Raw genomic sequence first — 16,851 nt, forward strand, 5'->3', positions numbered from 1 at the left:
CTGCGCTATGTCGCGGTGTGTGTCGCGCCGGGTCGGTACGAGCGGATTCCGCTCCTTACCGGCCCGGCGCGACTGTTTTCCGGTCAGGCTTTTCCCGTCAGCGGACGTAGATGTTCGGCTGCGCCGGGGTGCTCATGCCGTTTCCGATGAAGAAACTCGGATGCGGCGGCTGGTTGTAGGCGGTGTTCTGCCACGCGATCGCCACCCGGTACTGCGCATCGTGCAGCAGGGTGTGGATCCGCCGGTCGGTCTGGTGTGGGGTGGCGTAGATCCGCAGCGCCGACGAGTCGCTGGTCCGCCAGATCACCTCCTCCCGCCAGTCCCCGAACAGGTCGCCGGAGAGCGCCGGGGTGGCCTTGGTGCCGTTGTTGGCGGCGACCCCGCTGCCGGTGAGCAGCCGGGTGTCACCGGAGGTGCCGTACTTGTCGATCCTGGTCTGGTCCAGCAGTTCCCGCACCGGATCCCCGTCCCACCAGGCCAGGAAGTTCGCCGACGACGGCTTGCGGCCGATATTCGACCCGGTCGGGCTGCGCAGTCCGTCCACGGCGTTCGACCAGGACTCGGCGCCCGCGCTGCCGGCGTAGATGTCGCCCGAGACGCCCCGGCCGTTGTCACCACCGGCGGCGGTGGACCAGATGACCTGCCCGGTCCGGGCGTCGATCATCGCCGACGACGGCTTGGACCCGTCCTCCTGCACCTTGAAGTACTCCAGCCCGGGCCGGCTCGGGTTCAGATCCCCGACGTGTCCGGCGTCGCCGTGCCCGAGGCCGCTGTTCCACAGCCCGCTGCCGTTGTCGTTGATGGTGGCCGCGCCGTAGACGATCTCGTCCCGACCGTCGGCGTCCACGTCGGCGATGGAGAGGCTGTGGTTGCCCTGCCCGGCGTAGGAGCCGTTGCCCGAGGAGTTGGAGTCGAAGACCCAGCGCTGGGTCAGGCTGCCGTTGCGGAAATCCCAGGCGGCGACCACCGCGCGGGTGTAGTAGCCCCGGGCCATGATCAGCGACGGCCGCTGGCCGTCCAGGTACGCGGTGCCGGCCAGGAACCGGTCCACCCGGTTGCCGTACGAGTCACCCCAGGACGAGACGTTCCCCCGGGCCGGCACGTAGTTGACGGTGGAGGCGACCGCGCCGGTCTGGCCGTTGAACATGGTCAGGTACTCGGGGCCGGCGAGCACGTAGCCGGACGAGTTGCGGTGGTCCGCCGACGCGGAGCCGATCACCTGCCCGGTGCCCGAGCGGGTGCCGTCGGCGGTCTTCATCGCCACCTCGGCGCGGCCGTCGCCGTCGTAGTCGTACACCTGGAACTGGGTGTAGTGCGCCCCGGCCCGGATGTTGCGGCCCAGGTCGATGCGCCACAGCCGGGTGCCGTCGAGCCGGTACGCGTCGACGTAGACGTTGCCGGTGTAGCCGGACTGGGAGTTGTCCTTGGCGTTGGACGGGTCCCACTTGAGGACGATCTCGTACTGGCCGTCGCCGTCGAGGTCACCGACGGAGGCGTCGTTTGCCGAGTAGCTGTACGACTCGCCGGACGGCGTCGTCCCGCCGGGCGGTACCTGCAGCCGCACGTCCAGGTAGCCGTTGGTGAACTGCAACGCCGGTCCGGAAGGGGCCTGCTCGGCGCCGTTCACCACGGCCCGGACCGTGTACGCGGAACCGGCCGCCGCCCCGGAGTCGAGATAGTTGGTGGAGTTGGTGATCGGGGTGGAGTTGACCCGGGTGCCGCCCCGGTAGACGTTGAAGCCGGTGCCGGCCGCCTCGGTGCCCAGCAGCCGCCAGGAAACCAGGTTGCCCGAGCCGGACCGGACACTGATCAGACCCCGGTCCAGGTCCTCCATCTGCTTCGCCCCGGCCGGCGGCGGCCCGGTGGTCGGCGGCGGCGTGGTCGGGGGCGGCGTGGTGGGCGGTGGGGTGGTGGGTGGCGGCGTGGTGGGCGGCGGGCCGGTGGTCGGCGGCGGGGTCGTCGGGGTCACGCCGCCGGTGCAGGTGGTGCCGTTGACCGCGAAGCTCGCCGGCACCGGGTTGGAGCCGGTCCACGACCCGTTGAAGCCGAACGAGGTGCTGGCGTTGGTGGCCAGGTTGCCGTTGTAGCTGACGTTCGTGGCGGTGACGTTGGCGCCGGACTGGGTGACGGTGGCGTTCCACGCCTGGGTGATGGTCTGGCCGGCGCCGTAGGCCCAGGTGACCGACCAGCCGGTGAGCGGGTCGCCGAGGTTGGTGACGGTGACGTTCGCCCCGAAGCCGCCGGACCACTGGCTGGCGATCTGGTAGTCGACCCGGCAGCCGGCGGCGGCCGAGGCGACGGTGGCGAAGCAGACGCCGGCGCCGGCGACGAGCACGCTGGTGCCGGCGGCGAGCAGGGCGGTTCGATGTCGCGAGATGCGCATGCTGACTCCGATGGTGGCGGTGCGCGGCGCCGCCCGACGCGACCCTTGCCCGGGTCGGCCGCGGTGCCGCGCCGACGGGGATGGAACGATTCAAACCCCGCTGACTATCGATGGATGCCAACTCCTGCGCACCAGCATGCTAAGGCAACCGCTTTCCCGAGACAACACCAACCGGCCGTTCACGATCGTCAGGACATCCGGCACGCCAAACGCGCATCAGACGTGCCGAATGTCCTGAGGATCGTGAACTCCCCGCTCGGCGGCGGGCGCCGGGGAGGGTTCGCGGAGCACTGCGACGCCGCCGGGCGGGACCAGCACCTCGCTGACCGGCTGCGGATGAGCCAACTCGCCCGGTCCCCGGTTGGCGTCGATCAACACGGTGCCGGATACCGGCACCCGGTGGGGCCGGTCGGTGTGGTTGAACAGGAACAGCCAGCTCGTGTCCGGGGTGGAGCGGCGGACGGCCTCCACGCCGTCGGGGGCGGCGGGGCAGGTCGGCTCGATGCCGGCGGTCGCCGCCATCGACGTCAGCAGCCAGCGGTAGGCAGCCTCGTCGAGCCGGGTCGAGACGTACCAGGCCGTCCCGGACCCGACCCGGTGCCGGGTGACCGCCGGCTGGCCGGCGAGCGGGCCTTCGGCGTACCCGATGACGGGCTCGGCCCCGGCGAGCCGGACGGTCTCCGACCAGAACGAGCCGGTCGCGCCCGGGGGTTGCGACGACAACGTCAGCGTCTCGCCCTCGGCGAGCGGCCAGAACTCCTCCACCCGGATGCCGAGCAGGTCCCGCAGCGCACCCGGGTAGCCGCCCAGCCGTACCCGGCCATGCTCGTCGGCGACCCCGCTGAGATAGGTCACGACGAGCTGCCCGCCCGCCGCCACCCACTCCCCCAGCTGCGCGGCGAAGGCGTCGGTGACCAGGTAACGGGCCGGCAGGACCAGCATCTTCCACCGGGCTAGCGGCTCACCCGGTGACACGAAGTCGGTGCCGATGCCGGCCTGCCACAGCGCCCGGTGCGCGGCCGACACCTCGGCCAGATAGTCCAGCTCCGCAGGTAGACCCGGCCCCTGCAACGCCCACCAGGACTCGGCATCCCAGCCGATGCCGATCGGCGCGTGCACCGCACCTTCATCCACCTCGGACAGTTGGTCCAGGGTGGCGCCGAGGGCGACCGCCTCGCGGAAGATCCGGCTGTCCGGGCCGGCGTGCGGCACCAGCGCCGAGTGGAAACGCTCGGCTCCCCCGCGCGGCGCCCGCCACTGGAAGAACATCGCCCCGCGCGAGCCCCGGGCCACGTGCGCGAGGCTGTGCCGGGCCATCCGACCCGGCTCCTTGGTGTGCATCCGGCCGGCGGTGTAGATCAGGTTCGGCGCGCTCTCCATCAGCAGCCAGCCCGGCCCGCCGGGGCTGCGCCGCGCCCAGGAGCGGGCCAGGTCGGCGGCGAGGGCGGTCTGCTCCTCGGCGCCGATGCCGACCTGCGACGGGTAGTGGTCGATCGCGACCAGGTCCACCTCCGCCGACCAGCGGGCGTGGTCGACCGGCACCCAACCCCCCAGGACGTAGTTGGTGGTCACCGGCACGTCGGGGGTCACGGTCCGCAGCAGGTCCCGCTGATCGGTGTACGCGGCCAGCAGCTCGTCCGAACAGAACCGCCGGAAGTCAAGCTCGTGGCCGGGGTTGGCGAGGTAGCGGGTGGCCCGGGGGGTGCCGATCTGCTCCCAGTCGCCGTAGTGCTGGCTCCAGAAGCTGGTGTCCCAGGCGTCGTTGAGGGTGGCCAGGTCGCCGTGCCGGTGGCGCAGCCAGCGCCGGAACGCCGCCGCGGAGTGCGCGCAGTGGCAGGCCGCGCTGTACTCGTTGTGCACGTGCCACAGGGCCAGCGCCGGGTGGTCGCGGTACCGCGTCGCCAGCGCGCCGGCGATCCGCAGCGCCGCCGACCGGTAGGCCGGAGCGCTCGGGCAGTAGGTGTCGCGGCTGCCGTGGTGCAGTCGTACCCCGTCGGCGGTGACCGGCAGCGCATCCGGGTGGGCGAGCGAGAACCAGGGCGGCGGGGAGGCGGTCGGGGTGGCCAGCGCGACCCGGACGCCGCCGTCGTGCAGCAGGTCGAGCACCCGGTCCAGCCAGCCGAAGTCGTAGGCGCCGGCGGCCGGTTCCAGCCGGGACCAGGCGAACACCCCGACGGTGACCAGGTTGACCCGGGCCCGCCGCATCAGCTCGACGTCGTCGGCCCAGACCGCCTCCGGCCACTGCTCCGGGTTGTAGTCGCCGCCGTAGCAGAGCCGGGTCAACCCGCGGGGCCATCGCATCGTGCCGAACCTAGGCAGGGCGGTGAGGGCTGTCAATCTCGACCGTTGACAGTTTGTTGGGTTAGCAAAGAAACTAATAGAACGCCGTCGGCGCCCGGGAGCTGAGGAGATCGCATGCCGTACCGTCCGCCCCTGGTACCGCACGAGACCTTCGTCGCCGACCCGCCGGAGCTTCCGGTGCGCGCCCCCGGCGAGCAGGGCCTCTCCGCGCTGACCCGGGCCGAGGTGCTGGCCACCGACGAACACGGGGTGACCCTGAAGGCCACCACCTCCGACGGCGGATCGCTCGCGGTGCGGGTCGCGGCCGCGGGCGAGGGCGTCATCCGGGTACGCCTCAGCGAGGACCCGGTGGCGCGCAGCCGGTCGGCCCGCATCCTGCCGCTGGTGCGGCCGGGCACCCACCCCGCCCAGGTACGCGTCGACGGCGACCGGGTCCGGATCTCGGCCGGCGCGGTCACCGCCGAGCTGCGGCTGGACCCCTGGCACCTGCGGTTCGTCGACGCCGACGGCGAGTTGCTGGTCGAGCAGAACCCCGGTGAGCAGGACATCAGCGGCCGGCTGCGGACCCTGCCGTTCGGCCGGTCGCTGGCCGACGGCAGCGTGGCCGCGTACCACGAGACCTTCACCGCGCCGGGCGACGAGCGCTTCGTCGGGCTCGGCGAGAAGTTCACCCCGCTGGACAAGCGCGGCCAGCGGGCCCTGATGTGGAACTTCGACGCCTTCGGCAGCGAGTCCGACCGGTCCCACAAGAGCATCCCGCTGTACCTGTCCAGCCGGGGCTACGGGGTGCTCGTCGACAGCGGGATGCCGGTCGAGTTCGACATCTGCCAGTCCACCCACAGCTGCGTGCAGATAGTGGTCCCGGACGACCTGCTCGACTACTACCTGATCGCCGGGCCGACCCCCGCCGAGCTCCTGGACCGCTACAACGGGCTGACCTGCCGGCCGGAGCTGCCACCGAAGTGGGCCTTCGGGAGCTGGATCTCGTCCGGGTTCTTCATCGACACCCAGGAGCACGTGCTGGAGCGGGCCCGCAAGATCCGCGAGCGCGGCATCCCCTGCGACGTGCTGCACCTGGACTGCTACTGGCAGGTGGCCGGGGCCTGGTCCGACCTGCGCTGGGACACCGACAACTTCCCCGACCCGGCCGCGATGATGGCGATCCTCGCCGACCAGGGGTTCAAGGTCAGCCTCTGGATGAACCCGTACCTCAGCCAGGGCAGCCCGCTGTTCGCCGAGGCGGCCGAGGCCGGCTACTTCCTGCGCCGGGCCAACGGGTCGGCCTACGTCGCCGACGTCTGGCACGGCACCCACCCGGCCTCCGGGATCGTGGACTTCACCAACCCGGCGGCCAGCGCGTGGTTCACCGGGCTGCTGCGGCCGCTGCTGGCACAGGGCGCCGCCGTGTTCAAGACCGACTTCGCCGAGGGGGTGCCGGCGGACGCGGTGGCCTACAACGGGATGACCGGCGTCGAGCTGCACAACGTCTACAGCCTGCTCTTCAACGACGCCGTCTCGGCGGTCACCCGGGAGGTGGCCGGGCACGGCCTGGTGTGGGCGCGGTCGTCGTACCTGGGCGGGCAGCGGCACTCCGCCCAGTGGAGCGGCGACGTCGCCTCGACCTGGCCGGCGATGGCGAGCACGCTGCGCGGCGGGCTCTCGCACGGCCTGTCCGGCGTCCCGTTCTGGAGTCACGACACCGGCGGCTTCCACGGCACCCCGACCCCGGACCTCTACGTCCGCTGGGCGCAGTTCGGTGCCTTCTCGCCGCTGTTCCGGTTCCACGGCACCAGCAGCCGGTTGCCCTGGGACTTCCCGGCCGAGGCCGAGCGTGACGCCGTCGACGCGGTCCGGCTGCGCTACCGGCTGCTGCCGTACCTCTACTCGGCCGCGGTGGTGGCGGCCCGGACCGGTGCGCCGATGATGCGGGCCCTGCTGGTGGACACCCCGGAGGACCCGGCGGCCTGGCACGCCGAGCTGGAGTACCTGCTCGGCCCGGACCTGCTGGTGGCCCCGATGACCAACCCGGACGGGCGGCGGCACCTCTACCTGCCGGCCGGCGACTGGGTGGACTTCTGGTCCGGCGAGTTGCACACCGGCGGGCGGCACCTGCGGGTGGTCCAGCCGCTGGACCGGCTGCCGCTCTTCGTCCGGCACGGTGCCCTGCTGCCGACCGCCCCGCTGGCCGACTCGATCGGCGACGGGCCGTTCCCGGAGATCACCGTCGTCAGCTACGGCGCCATCACCTCCCGGACCACCATCAGCGACGTCGACGGGGACACGGCGGTGACGGTGATCCGCGACGGCGACACACTGCGGGTGGAGACCAGCGGTCCGGCCCGGGTCCGGGGGGTGGCCCTGGCCGCGGTGGCCGCCGGGCCGCCGGCGCCGAGGCGGTTGCTGCTCAACGGCGTACCGGCGGCCTTCGTGCCGGCCGACGGACTACCCGCGGTACGCGATTGATCCTCGCGGGCGGGTGAGCGGGGCGGGGTGCCCAGGTGGGGGGCGCCCCGCCCTCAGCCCTTCACGGCTCCGACGATCACGCCCTTGACGAAGTGCCGCTGCACGAACGGGTACACCGCGACGATCGGGGCCACCGTCACCACCACCACCGCCATCTTGATCGCCAGGGTCGGCGGCAACGAGACGCCGACCCCGGTGCCGGAGGTGTTCGGGCTCTGCCCGGCCAGGATGTAGCTCTGCAGCACCCGCTGGATCGGGAACTTGGAGTTGTCGTCGATGTAGAGCAGGGCGGTGAACCAGACGTTCCAGTAGCCGACGGCGTAGAAGAGGCCGACCACCGCGATCACCGCCTTCGACAGCGGCAGCACGATCCGGGCCAGGATGCGGAACTCGCCCGCCCCGTCGATGCGGGCACTGTCCAGCAGTTCCTGCGGGATGTTCTGGAAGAACGCCCGGATCACGATCAGGTTGAAGACGCTCACCGCGGTCGGCAGGATCAGCGCCCAGATGCTGTTCTTCAGGCCCAGCCCGGTGACCACCAGGTAGCTGGGCACCAGGCCCGGATAGAGCAGGAAGGTGAGCAGGAAGTAGAAGAGCAGCCCCCGGTGCAGCACCGATCCCGGCCGGGACAGCCCGTACGCGGCCAGCACGGTCAGGGTGAGGCTCACCGCGGTGCCGATCACCGTGATCAGCGTGCTGGTCCAGAGCGCCTGGCTGACCTGCCCGCCCGAGAAGACGGTCACGTACGCCGAGAAGTCGATCTCCCGGGGGATGACCACCAGTCCGCCGGCCTCGTTGATGGTCTGCCGGTCGGCGAGGCTGGTCACCAGGACCACCCACATCGGAATGAGGACGGCCAGCACGACCAGGGTGAGCACCAGGCCCTTGGCGGCCTGCCCGGCCGGGCTCGGCGGCTCCTCCCAGGCCGGCCGGCCGGTGGCCGCGCGCCGGTTCTTGGGCGTCGTTCTGGCGATTGTCATGTCCGCGAATACACCCCCCGTTCGCCGATCGCGTGGGCGAACTTGTTGGCGGCCAGGATGAGCACCAGCCCGACGGCGGCCTTGAAGAGGCCGGCCGCGGCGCCGAAGCCGTAGTTGCCGGTGGCGATGGAGTGGTAGTAGACGAAGGTGTCCAGCACCTCGGCGGCCTGCCGGCCGACCGCGTCGCGCTGCAGCATGAACTGCTCGAAGCCGACCGAGAGCGCGTCGCCGAGCCGCAGGATCAGCAGCAGGATGATCACCGGACGCAGGCTGGGCAGGGTGACGTGCCAGAGCCGGCGCCACCGACCCGCACCGTCCACGGCCGACGCCTCGTAGAGGTTGGGGTCGATCATCGCGATCGCGGCCAGGAAGACGATGGTCCCCCAGCCGATGTCCTTCCAGACCGCCTCGGCGGTGACCAGGACGATGAAGGTGTCCGGGTTGGTCATGATGTTCCACGGTTCCAGCCCGGCGTCGCGCATCACCTGGGAAAGCAGCCCGGCGCCGCCCAGCATCTGCACGAAGAACGTCACCACGAGCACCCAGCTGAAGAAGTGCGGCAGGTAGACGACGGTCTGCACGAACCGGCGGAGCTTGCTGGACAGGATGCTGTTCAGCATGATCGCCAGGAGGATCGGCAGCGGGAAGTAGAAGACCAGCTGGAACGCGGTGATGGAGAGGGTGTTCCAGAGCGCGTCCCAGAACGCCGGGTCGCCGAAGAGCGCCTCGAACTGGCCGAAGCCCACCCATTCGCTGTAAAGGAACGCCTGCAGCGGGGTCTCCCCGACGTACGGGTTGTAGTCCTGGAAGGCCACCAGGTTGCCCAGCATCGGCAGGTAGTGGAAGACCGCCAGCAGCAGCGCGCCGGGGGCGACCATCACCAGCAGCGGCCAGTCGCGGCGTAGTCGGGCCCGCAGCGGCATCCGGGACCGGCGGCGGTCGCGACCCGGTCGCCGGCCGGACCGCTGGCCGGGCCGGCCGGCCTTCTCGGGTGCGGGCGGTGGACCGCCGGGTGGCCGGGTCCGGTCGTCGCCGGCCCCGGCCACCCGGGTGGTGTCGGTGCTACTCATCGATCGGGCTACTCATCGTCCGGCGTCTTCGAGCGCCTTGGCCAGCAGGGCGCGCGCCTCGTCACCGCCGCCGCTGGTCCGCCACTCGTTGACGATGCCGTCCAGGTCGGTGAGCGGGCGCCGGCCCCGGAGCAGGTCGGTGATCTTGTCCTCGGTCGGCACCTGGGCCGCCTTGTAGGCGGCCGGCATCTCCAGCTTGATCCCGTCCCACGGGTCTTTCTCCAGGAACTTCACCGTGGCGTTGGAGTAGCTGAGCATGTCCCGCACGTAGGTCGGCGTCTGCGGGGTGGGCTGCAGCACCGGGCTGCGGCCGCTGATGAAGAAGTACTGGTTCTGGATCTCCTTGAAGCCCAGGTCGGTCTTTGCCGGCCCGTTGGCGTCGCGGGTGTGGTGCTTGCCCTCCACGCCGTGCTCGCGCAGGTCGAACTCCTTGGTGCCGAACGGGGCCGAACACCAGTTGATGACCCGCAGCAGCTCGTCGACCCGCTCCTCCGGCAGCCCCTTCCGGATGAAGGTGAACGAGATCGGCTCGTCGTCGCCCCAGGCCAGCGGGTCCCCGCCGGTGGCGGAGAAGAGCGGCACCGGCTGGATGTTGAACCCGGGCGTCACCTTCTGCTGCTCGGCCTGCATCGGCTGCCAGACGCCGGGGCCGCCCTGCAGGAAGAGAATCTTGCCGCCGTAGAAGAGGGCGTTGGCGTCGGCGCCCGTGCTGGCCACCAGGTCGGGGTGGACCAGGCCGGCCTCGTACACCTTGATCATGAATTCCACTGCGGCCCGGTACTCCGGGGTCTCGTACTTGAACTCCGGGGTGCCGTCCGACTTCAGCCGCCAGCCCTGCTTGGAGGCGGGCACCTTGTGGTACATCTGCACCATCGCGAAGATGTCGTTGAAGGCCCAGACGCCCTTGGCGGTGTCGGTGACCTCCTTGCCCAGCTCCAGCAGCTGGTCGATGGTGGTCGGCGCGGTCAGCCCGGCGGCGTCGAGCAGGTCCTTGCGCTGGAACATCATCCACGGCCACGGACCGTCGGTCGGGTTCGGGATCGCCATCAGCCGCTCGTTCCAGAACGAGTTGCGCCAGGCGCCGGTCGGGAAGGTGGCAAGCATCGGGTACTTGTTCACCGCGTCGCCCTTGAGCCGGTCCGTGAGGTCCTCGAACAGCGCGGCGACCGCGTCCGAGAACCGGGGGATCTTGTCCACCTCCCAGCCGGGCACGCAGAGCAGCTCCGGCACGTCGCGGGCGCCGAGGATCGCGTTCAGCTTGTCGGCGTAGTTGTTGCCGTCCTGGACGCTGAAGTTGACCGGCACGCCCAGTTCGGCGTTTATCGCGTCCAGGTAGGCGCTCTGCCCGAGACCGGGCGGCGCCGGGCCCCAGGCCGGGGTCATCGCGCTGATCTCCTGGCCGCTGGTGCCGGGCTTCTCGGTGATCGCGTCGAAGAGCTCCGGCGGGAAGCTGGTGTAGCCGTCCGGCACCGGGCGGGTGCTGAGCACGTCCGGCTTCGGAATGGCCAGGTCGAGATTCTTCTGGTTGGGCACCAGCGCGGAGAGCTTGTCGAGGTCCTGGGTGCTGGTGGTGGAGCCGACCTCCTTGCTGCAACCGCTGAGCAGGCCACCGCCGGCGACGGCGGCGGCGCCGACCCCGAGCAGGCTGAGGAATCTTCTGCGGTCCGTAGCGGCGCTCGCGAGGGATGGGTCCACGGCGCGCTCCCTTCGTATCGGCGAGCGGTCCGGCCGGGCGCGGGCGGCCACTCGATTGAGGGTGTGGGGTGGGGCGATGACACGCTAGAGTTAGTTCGTCTGATGACTAAACAAAAGTAATCGACGGTGCACGGTGCCACAAGATGGCCCACCGGCGCGGCCAGGTAACGAAGATGGCCCGGATCCCGAAAGGTGCGGCATGATGAGGCACACCACCGCGGGCCGGGCGGCACCGGTCGGGAGAAGAACACGCGGGGAGCGGGACTGACCTTGATCACCATGCCGAGCGGGCCACAGCCCGCCGACCTCGCCGACGTCCGGGCCACCAACCTCGCCGTCGTGCTCCGCTACGTCCGGGCCAACGCGCCCTGCTCGCGGGCGGACATCGCCGCCGCCACCGGGCTCAACAAGGCCACCGTCTCCAGCCTGGTCGCCGACCTGATCGAACGCCGGCTGATCCGGGAGACCGGGCTCACCGAGAACCGGATCGGCCGCCCCGCGACCATGCTGGTGCTCGACGGCCAGCCCTACGCCGCCATCGGGCTGGAGGTCAACGCCGACCAGCTCACCGTGCACGCCGTCGACCTGGCCGGCACCGAACTGCTCTCCTGGCGGCGGGCCTTCCCCGGGCTCGACGCGCCGCCCGGCCGCGCGGTGAGCACCATCGCCGCCCTGGCCGGCCGGGCGGTCAACCGGGTCGGCGCGCAGGGCCGGCGGGTGCTCGGGCTGACCGTCGGCGTCCCCGGGCTGGTCGACGGGACCGGGACGGTCCGGCTCGCCACCGGGCTCGGCTGGCGGGACGTGCCACTCGCCGCCGAGCTGCGGCGCGCGATGCGCGACCCGCAGTTCGAGGTGGCGGTGGAGAACGACGCCAACCTCGCCGCCCTGGCCGAACACCGGCAGGGCCCGTACGCCGGCACCGACAACCTGGTGCACCTGACCGGCGGCGCGGGCATCGGCGCCGGGGTGGTGGCCGACGGTCGGCTGCTGCGCGGCGGCCGCGGCTTCGCCGGCGAACTCGGTCACGTGCCGCTCGACCCCGCCGGCCCGCCCTGCCCCTGCGGCCGGCGCGGCTGCCTGGAGGCGGTGGCCGGCATCCCCGCCCTGGTGCGGCGGGTCCTCCCGGACACCGCCGAGGACGGTCCGCTCACCGACTTCGCCCCGGAGGTGGAACGCATCCGGGGCAGCGCCCGGCAGGGCGACCGGGCCACCCTGACCGCGCTCGACGAGGTCGGCCGGCAGCTCGGGTACGCCGCCTCCCTGCTGGTCAACCTGGTCAACCCCGAGGTGGTGCTGCTCGGCGGCTACTTCGTGGACCTGGCGCCGTGGCTGCTGCCGGCCGCCGAGGCGGAGCTGGCCGCCCGGGCGATCGCCCCGGAGGCCGGCGGCTGCCGGCTGGTCGCCTCCACCCTCGGCCCGGGGGCCGCCGCCGCGGGCGGCGCCGCCCGCACCCTCGCTTTGGTCGACGCGGGCCGGTTGCCGCCCGTCGGATCGGCTCCCACCACCCCGGCCCGGCCGGCCGAGCCAACCGGCGTCTCCGGGACCGGGCCGGCGACCGCCGTGACCGGTCCGACCCCCGCCACCCCCGCCACCCCCGCCACCGCGGTCGCCGCCGGCTGACCGGCCGAAAGAGCGGTCCGGGCCGGGCTCCCGGCGATGATGGCGACCAATTCGCCGGCCGGAAACCCTTGACCCGTCCGGCCCGGTGGTGGAACCTCGAATTGCCTCTGTCGTAACACGTGGGAAACCACCATCGCGGCCGGGCGATTTTTCACACGGTCGTCGAAGCGCTTCGAGCTTCCCGGGCTGGCGGCCACCCCCCGTATCACCCCGCCATGCCCTCAACACCAATTCGAAGCGCTTCGACGGATCCCCTCCTGGGACGCCGGCCGAAGATCACGAAAGGTGATCGACAGATGAGCGACAGCACCTTCCGCGACCCCGACCTACCGCTGGACGACCGCGTCACCGACCTGCTGGGTCGGCTCACCCTCGACGAGAAGGTCGCGCTGCTGCACCAGCACCAGGCCCCGGTCCCCCGGCTCGGCGTACCCGCGTTCCGCACCGGCACGGAGGCGCTGCACGGCATGGCGTGGCTCGGCCCCGCCACCGTCTTCCCGCAGGCCGTGGGGCTCGCCGCGAGCTGGAACCCCGAGCTGATCCGGGCGGTCGGCTCGGCGGTCGGCGACGAGGTGCGCGGCCTGCACCACAAGGACCCGACCCGGGCCGGGCTGAACGTCTGGGCACCGGTGGTCAACCCGCTGCGCGACCCGCGCTGGGGCCGCAACGAGGAGGGCTACTCGGAGGACCCCTGGCTGACCGGCGTACTCGGCACCGCGTACGCCGCCGGCCTGCGCGGCGACCACCCCCGCTACCTGCGGACCGCCCCCACCCTGAAGCACTTCCTCGGCTACAACAACGAGACCGACCGCTGCCTGACCTCCAGCAACCTGCCACCCCGGGTGCTGCACGAGTACGAGCTACCCGCCTTCCGCGCCCCCCTCGCCGCCGGCGCGGCGGTCGCCGTGATGGCCTCCTACAACCTCGTCAACGGCCGGCCCGCGCACCTGAGCCCGCTCATCGACACCGAGCTGCGCGGGTACGCCGACCAGGAGATCATGGTGGTCGGCGACGCCGCCGCGGTCTCCAACATCGCCGGCGCCCAGGGCTTCCACGCCGACCACCCCAGCGGCTACGCCGCCGCGCTGCGCGCCGGCATCGACAACTTCACCGAGGACGACGCCGACTCCCGGCCGACCATCGACCGGATCACCGAGGCGCTGCGGCGCGGCCTGCTCGACGAAGCGGACGTGGACCGCGCGGTCCGGCGCATCCTGCACGTCCGGTTCCGGCTCGGCGAGTTCGACCCGCCAGCGGCCAACCCGTACGCCGCCGTCACCGCCGACGTCATCAACTGCCCGGCGCACCAGGACCTGGCCCGGGAGGCCGCCCGGCAGTCCGTCGTGCTGCTGCGCAACGACGGGCTGCTCCCGCTGACCGCCGGCGGCACCCGGGTCGCGGTGCTCGGCCCGCTCGCCGACACCGTCCACCAGGACTGGTACAGCGGCACCCCGCCGTACACCGTCTCCGCCCTCGACGGGCTGACCGCCCGGTTCGGCGCCGACGCGGTCGTCCACCACCCCGGCGTGGACCGGATCGCGCTGCGCCCGTACGGCGCGGCCGGCGCGCCGGTGCGGGCCGGCGACGGACCGGCCGGCGCCCCGCTCACCACCGCCCCCGCCGGGTCCCCCGGATCGGCCGAGGCCGGCGCCCGGACCTGGTTCGACGTCTTCGAGTGGGGACCAGGCGTCGTCGCGCTGCGCAGCGTCGCCAACGGCCGGCACGTCGGCGTCGACGCCCGCGGGCTGCTCGTCAACGACCGGCCCGGTCCCGGCGAGTGGGTGGTCCGGGAGACGTTCCGACTGGTCGACCGGCCGGCCGGCGGGACCGCCCTGCACCACCTGGCCAGCGACCGCTACGTGCTCGTCGGCCCGGACGGTGAACTGCGGGCCGAAGCGACCGGCCTCGCCGAGGCGACCGGCTTCGTCATCGACGTGGTCGTTGACGGCGCCCGGGCGGCGGCCGCCGCGGCCCGGGCGGCCGATGTCGCGGTCGTCGTGCTGGGCAACCACCCGATGGTCTGCGGCCGGGAGACCGAGGACCGCACCGGCCTGGCGCTGCCGCCCGCCCAGGAGGCGCTGCTGCACGCCGTCCACACCGCCAACCCGCGGACCGTCCTGGTGCTGTCCAGCAGCTACCCGTACGCGGTCGGCTGGGCCGACGACCACCTGCCGGCGGTGCTCTGGTCGGCGCACGGCGGCCAGGAGTACGGCCACGCGTTGGCGGCCGTGCTGGCCGGCGACGCCGACCCCGGCGGCCGGCTCACCCAGACCTGGTACCGGGACGCCACCGAGCTGCCCGACCTGCTCGACTACGACATCATCGCCACCGACGCCACCTACCTGTACTACCGGGGCGCGCCGCTCTACCCGTTCGGGCACGGCCTGAGCTACACCACCTTCGCCTACTCCGAGCTGCGGCTGGGCGCCGGGCAGGTGGACGCCGACGGGGAGGTCGAGGTCTCGGTGCGGGTGACGAACACCGGCCCCCGGGCCGGCGAGGAGGTGGTGCAGCTCTACACCCGGCAACGCCGGTCCCGGGTCAAGCAGCCGCTGCGTCAGCTGCGCGGCTTCGCCCGGGTGGCCCTCGACGCCGGGGCGTCCACCACGGTCCGGTTCCGGCTGCGCGCCGCCGACCTGGCGTACTGGGACGTCACCCGGGGCCGGTACGTGGTGGAGCGCGCCCGGCACACGGTGGCGGTCGGCCGCTCCTGCGCCGACCTGGCGCTGTCCGCGCCGCTGTCGGTGCGCGGCGAGCCGGTGGCGCACCGCGCACCGCTGGCCGGTCCGCTGCGGGCCACCGACCACGACGAGTACGCCGGCACGGTCCCGCTGCCCGACGACAACGGCGGCGGGGCGGTCACCGCCTGGGAGCCGGGCGGCTGGCTGCGGTTCTCCGGGGTGGACTTCGGCGCCGGGGTCGGCGGCGTGACCGCGCGGGTGGCCGGACGGTCCGGCGCGGGCGGGACCGGCACCCTGACCCTGCGGCTGGACGACCCGGTGGCCGGGCCGGTGGCCGGGACGGTACCGGTGCCGGCCGGCGGTGGTGACCGGCTGGCCTGGCGGGAGGTGGCCGGCCGCTGGCTCGGCGGGGTGACCGGAGTACGAGACCTGTACCTGCTCTTCGACGCGCCGGGCGCTACGGTGAGTTGGCTCGCCTTCGACGCCGAGGCGCGGGCCGATGCGGACGGCGACCGGTCCGCGGCTGGGAGTGGAGGGTCCTAGTGTCCGATCCGTCGCAGGCCACCGAACCCGCCGGCCAGGGCGGCGAACCGGCCAAGCGGCCGGACATGGTGACGATCGCCGACGTCGCCCGGCACGCCGGGGTGGCGGTGAGCACCGTGTCCTACGTGCTCAGTGGCAAGCGGGCGATCTCCGCCACCACCCGCGAGCGGGTGCGGGCGAGCGTACGCGCGCTCGGCTACCATCCGAACGCCGGCGCCCGGGCGCTGGCCAGCCGCCGCGCGAACGTGATCGCGCTGGTGCTGCCGCTGCGGTCCGGGATGCACCTGCCGGTGCTGATGCAGTTCGCCACGGCGGTGGTCACCACCGCCCGGCAGTTCGACCACGACGTGCTGCTGGTCACCGCCGACGAGGGTCCGGCCGGGCTGCGGCGGATCGCGGCCAGCGCGATGGTGGACGGCATCGTGCTGATGGACGTCGAGATGCGCGACGACCGGGTGCCGTTGCTGCGTGAGCTGGCCCGACCGAGTGTCCTGATCGGCTTCCCGGCCGACGCCGCCGGGCTGACCTGCGTCGACCTCGACTTCTACCGGGCCGGCCGCGCCTGCGTGGAGCATCTGGCCGGGCTGGGACACCGGCGGATCGCCCTGCTCGGCGCGCCGTCCGTGGTCTATGACCGGGACACCGGCTTCGCCCACCGGACCCGGGCCGGATTCGCCGAGACGGCCCGGGAGCTGGGCATCGCCGCGGTCGCCCAGCCGTGCGAGGAGAACTTCGACGCGGTACGCCGGGAGCTGGCCGGGCTGCTGGACCGGCATCCGGACCTCTCCGCCCTGGTGGTGCACAACGAGGCGGCGGTCGGGCAGGTGCTGGCCGCGCTCACCGCCCTCGGCCGGTCGGTGCCGGCCGACATGTCGGTGCTGGCGATCTGCCCGGACGAGGTGGCCGAGCGGGCCAGCCCGGCACTGACCTCGGTGCTGGTCCCGGCCGAGGAGGTCGGTCGGCAGGCGGTGTCGCTGGTGATGCGCAAGCTGGAGGGGGAGGCCGTGCCCGAGTCGACGCTGCTCGATCCCCGGCTGACCCTGCGGGCCAGCACCGCGCCACCGGCCGCCGCGGCCGACCGGCGCGTCCTTGCTCCCGGTCGCCGTGGATGATCG

General features: G+C 72.7%; 9 protein-coding genes. 4 read left to right on the top strand and 5 right to left on the bottom strand.

The window, feature by feature from the left end; translation table 11 throughout:
- Positions 1-97 precede the first annotated feature (97 nt).
- Both O7627_RS22155 and O7627_RS22160 read right to left on the bottom strand, forming a co-directional pair.
- Positions 98-2,383, bottom strand: coding sequence for a cellulose binding domain-containing protein (locus tag O7627_RS22155; protein ID WP_278095416.1), 2,286 nt, complete (start codon positions 2,381-2,383; stop codon positions 98-100).
- Positions 2,384-2,599: 216 nt separating this feature from the next.
- Positions 2,600-4,684, bottom strand: coding sequence for a beta-galactosidase (locus O7627_RS22160; protein ID WP_278095417.1), 2,085 nt, complete (start codon positions 4,682-4,684; stop codon positions 2,600-2,602).
- A 114-nt stretch (positions 4,685-4,798) separates the two neighbouring features.
- Here O7627_RS22160 and O7627_RS22165 point away from each other — a divergent pair, with 114 nt between their 5' ends.
- Positions 4,799-7,147: a TIM-barrel domain-containing protein gene (locus O7627_RS22165; RefSeq protein ID WP_278095418.1), complete on the top strand. Its 2,349-nt coding sequence runs from the start codon at positions 4,799-4,801 to the stop codon at positions 7,145-7,147.
- A 53-nt stretch (positions 7,148-7,200) separates the two neighbouring features.
- On the opposite strand, the gene O7627_RS22170 is transcribed toward O7627_RS22165, so the two are convergent.
- Genes O7627_RS22170 through O7627_RS22180 form a run of 3 tightly spaced genes read right to left on the bottom strand, consistent with a single transcriptional unit; the run spans position 7,201 to position 10,892 of the window.
- A complete protein-coding gene (locus O7627_RS22170) occupies positions 7,201-8,127 on the bottom strand; it encodes a carbohydrate ABC transporter permease (RefSeq protein WP_278095419.1) in 927 nt (308 codons plus the stop codon).
- A complete protein-coding gene (locus O7627_RS22175; RefSeq protein ID WP_278095420.1) occupies positions 8,124-9,197 on the bottom strand; it encodes an ABC transporter permease subunit in 1,074 nt (357 codons plus the stop codon). Before O7627_RS22175 ends, O7627_RS22170 begins: the two co-directional genes overlap by 4 nt.
- 12 nt (positions 9,198-9,209) lie before the next feature.
- Positions 9,210-10,892 carry an extracellular solute-binding protein gene (locus tag O7627_RS22180; RefSeq protein ID WP_278095421.1) on the bottom strand — a complete coding sequence of 561 codons (1,683 nt, stop codon included), beginning with the start codon at positions 10,890-10,892 and terminating at the stop codon, positions 9,210-9,212.
- Between the two features lie 279 nt (positions 10,893-11,171).
- On the opposite strand from O7627_RS22180, the gene O7627_RS22185 reads away from it, so the two are divergent.
- The 3 genes from O7627_RS22185 (at position 11,172) to O7627_RS22195 (ending at position 16,848) form a co-directional block, all read left to right on the top strand.
- A complete protein-coding gene (locus tag O7627_RS22185; RefSeq protein WP_278095422.1) occupies positions 11,172-12,512 on the top strand; it encodes an ROK family transcriptional regulator in 1,341 nt (446 codons plus the stop codon).
- Between the two features lie 296 nt (positions 12,513-12,808).
- A complete protein-coding gene (locus O7627_RS22190) occupies positions 12,809-15,736 on the top strand; it encodes a glycoside hydrolase family 3 protein (RefSeq protein ID WP_278095423.1) in 2,928 nt (975 codons plus the stop codon).
- A gap of 65 nt (positions 15,737-15,801) precedes the next feature.
- Positions 15,802-16,848, top strand: coding sequence for a LacI family DNA-binding transcriptional regulator (locus tag O7627_RS22195; RefSeq protein ID WP_347404716.1), 1,047 nt, complete (start codon positions 15,802-15,804; stop codon positions 16,846-16,848).
- The last annotated feature ends 3 nt before the right edge of the window (positions 16,849-16,851 follow it).

This window comes from Solwaraspora sp. WMMD1047, from assembly GCF_029626155.1.
Taxonomy (GTDB): Bacteria; Actinomycetota; Actinomycetes; order Mycobacteriales; family Micromonosporaceae; genus WMMD1047.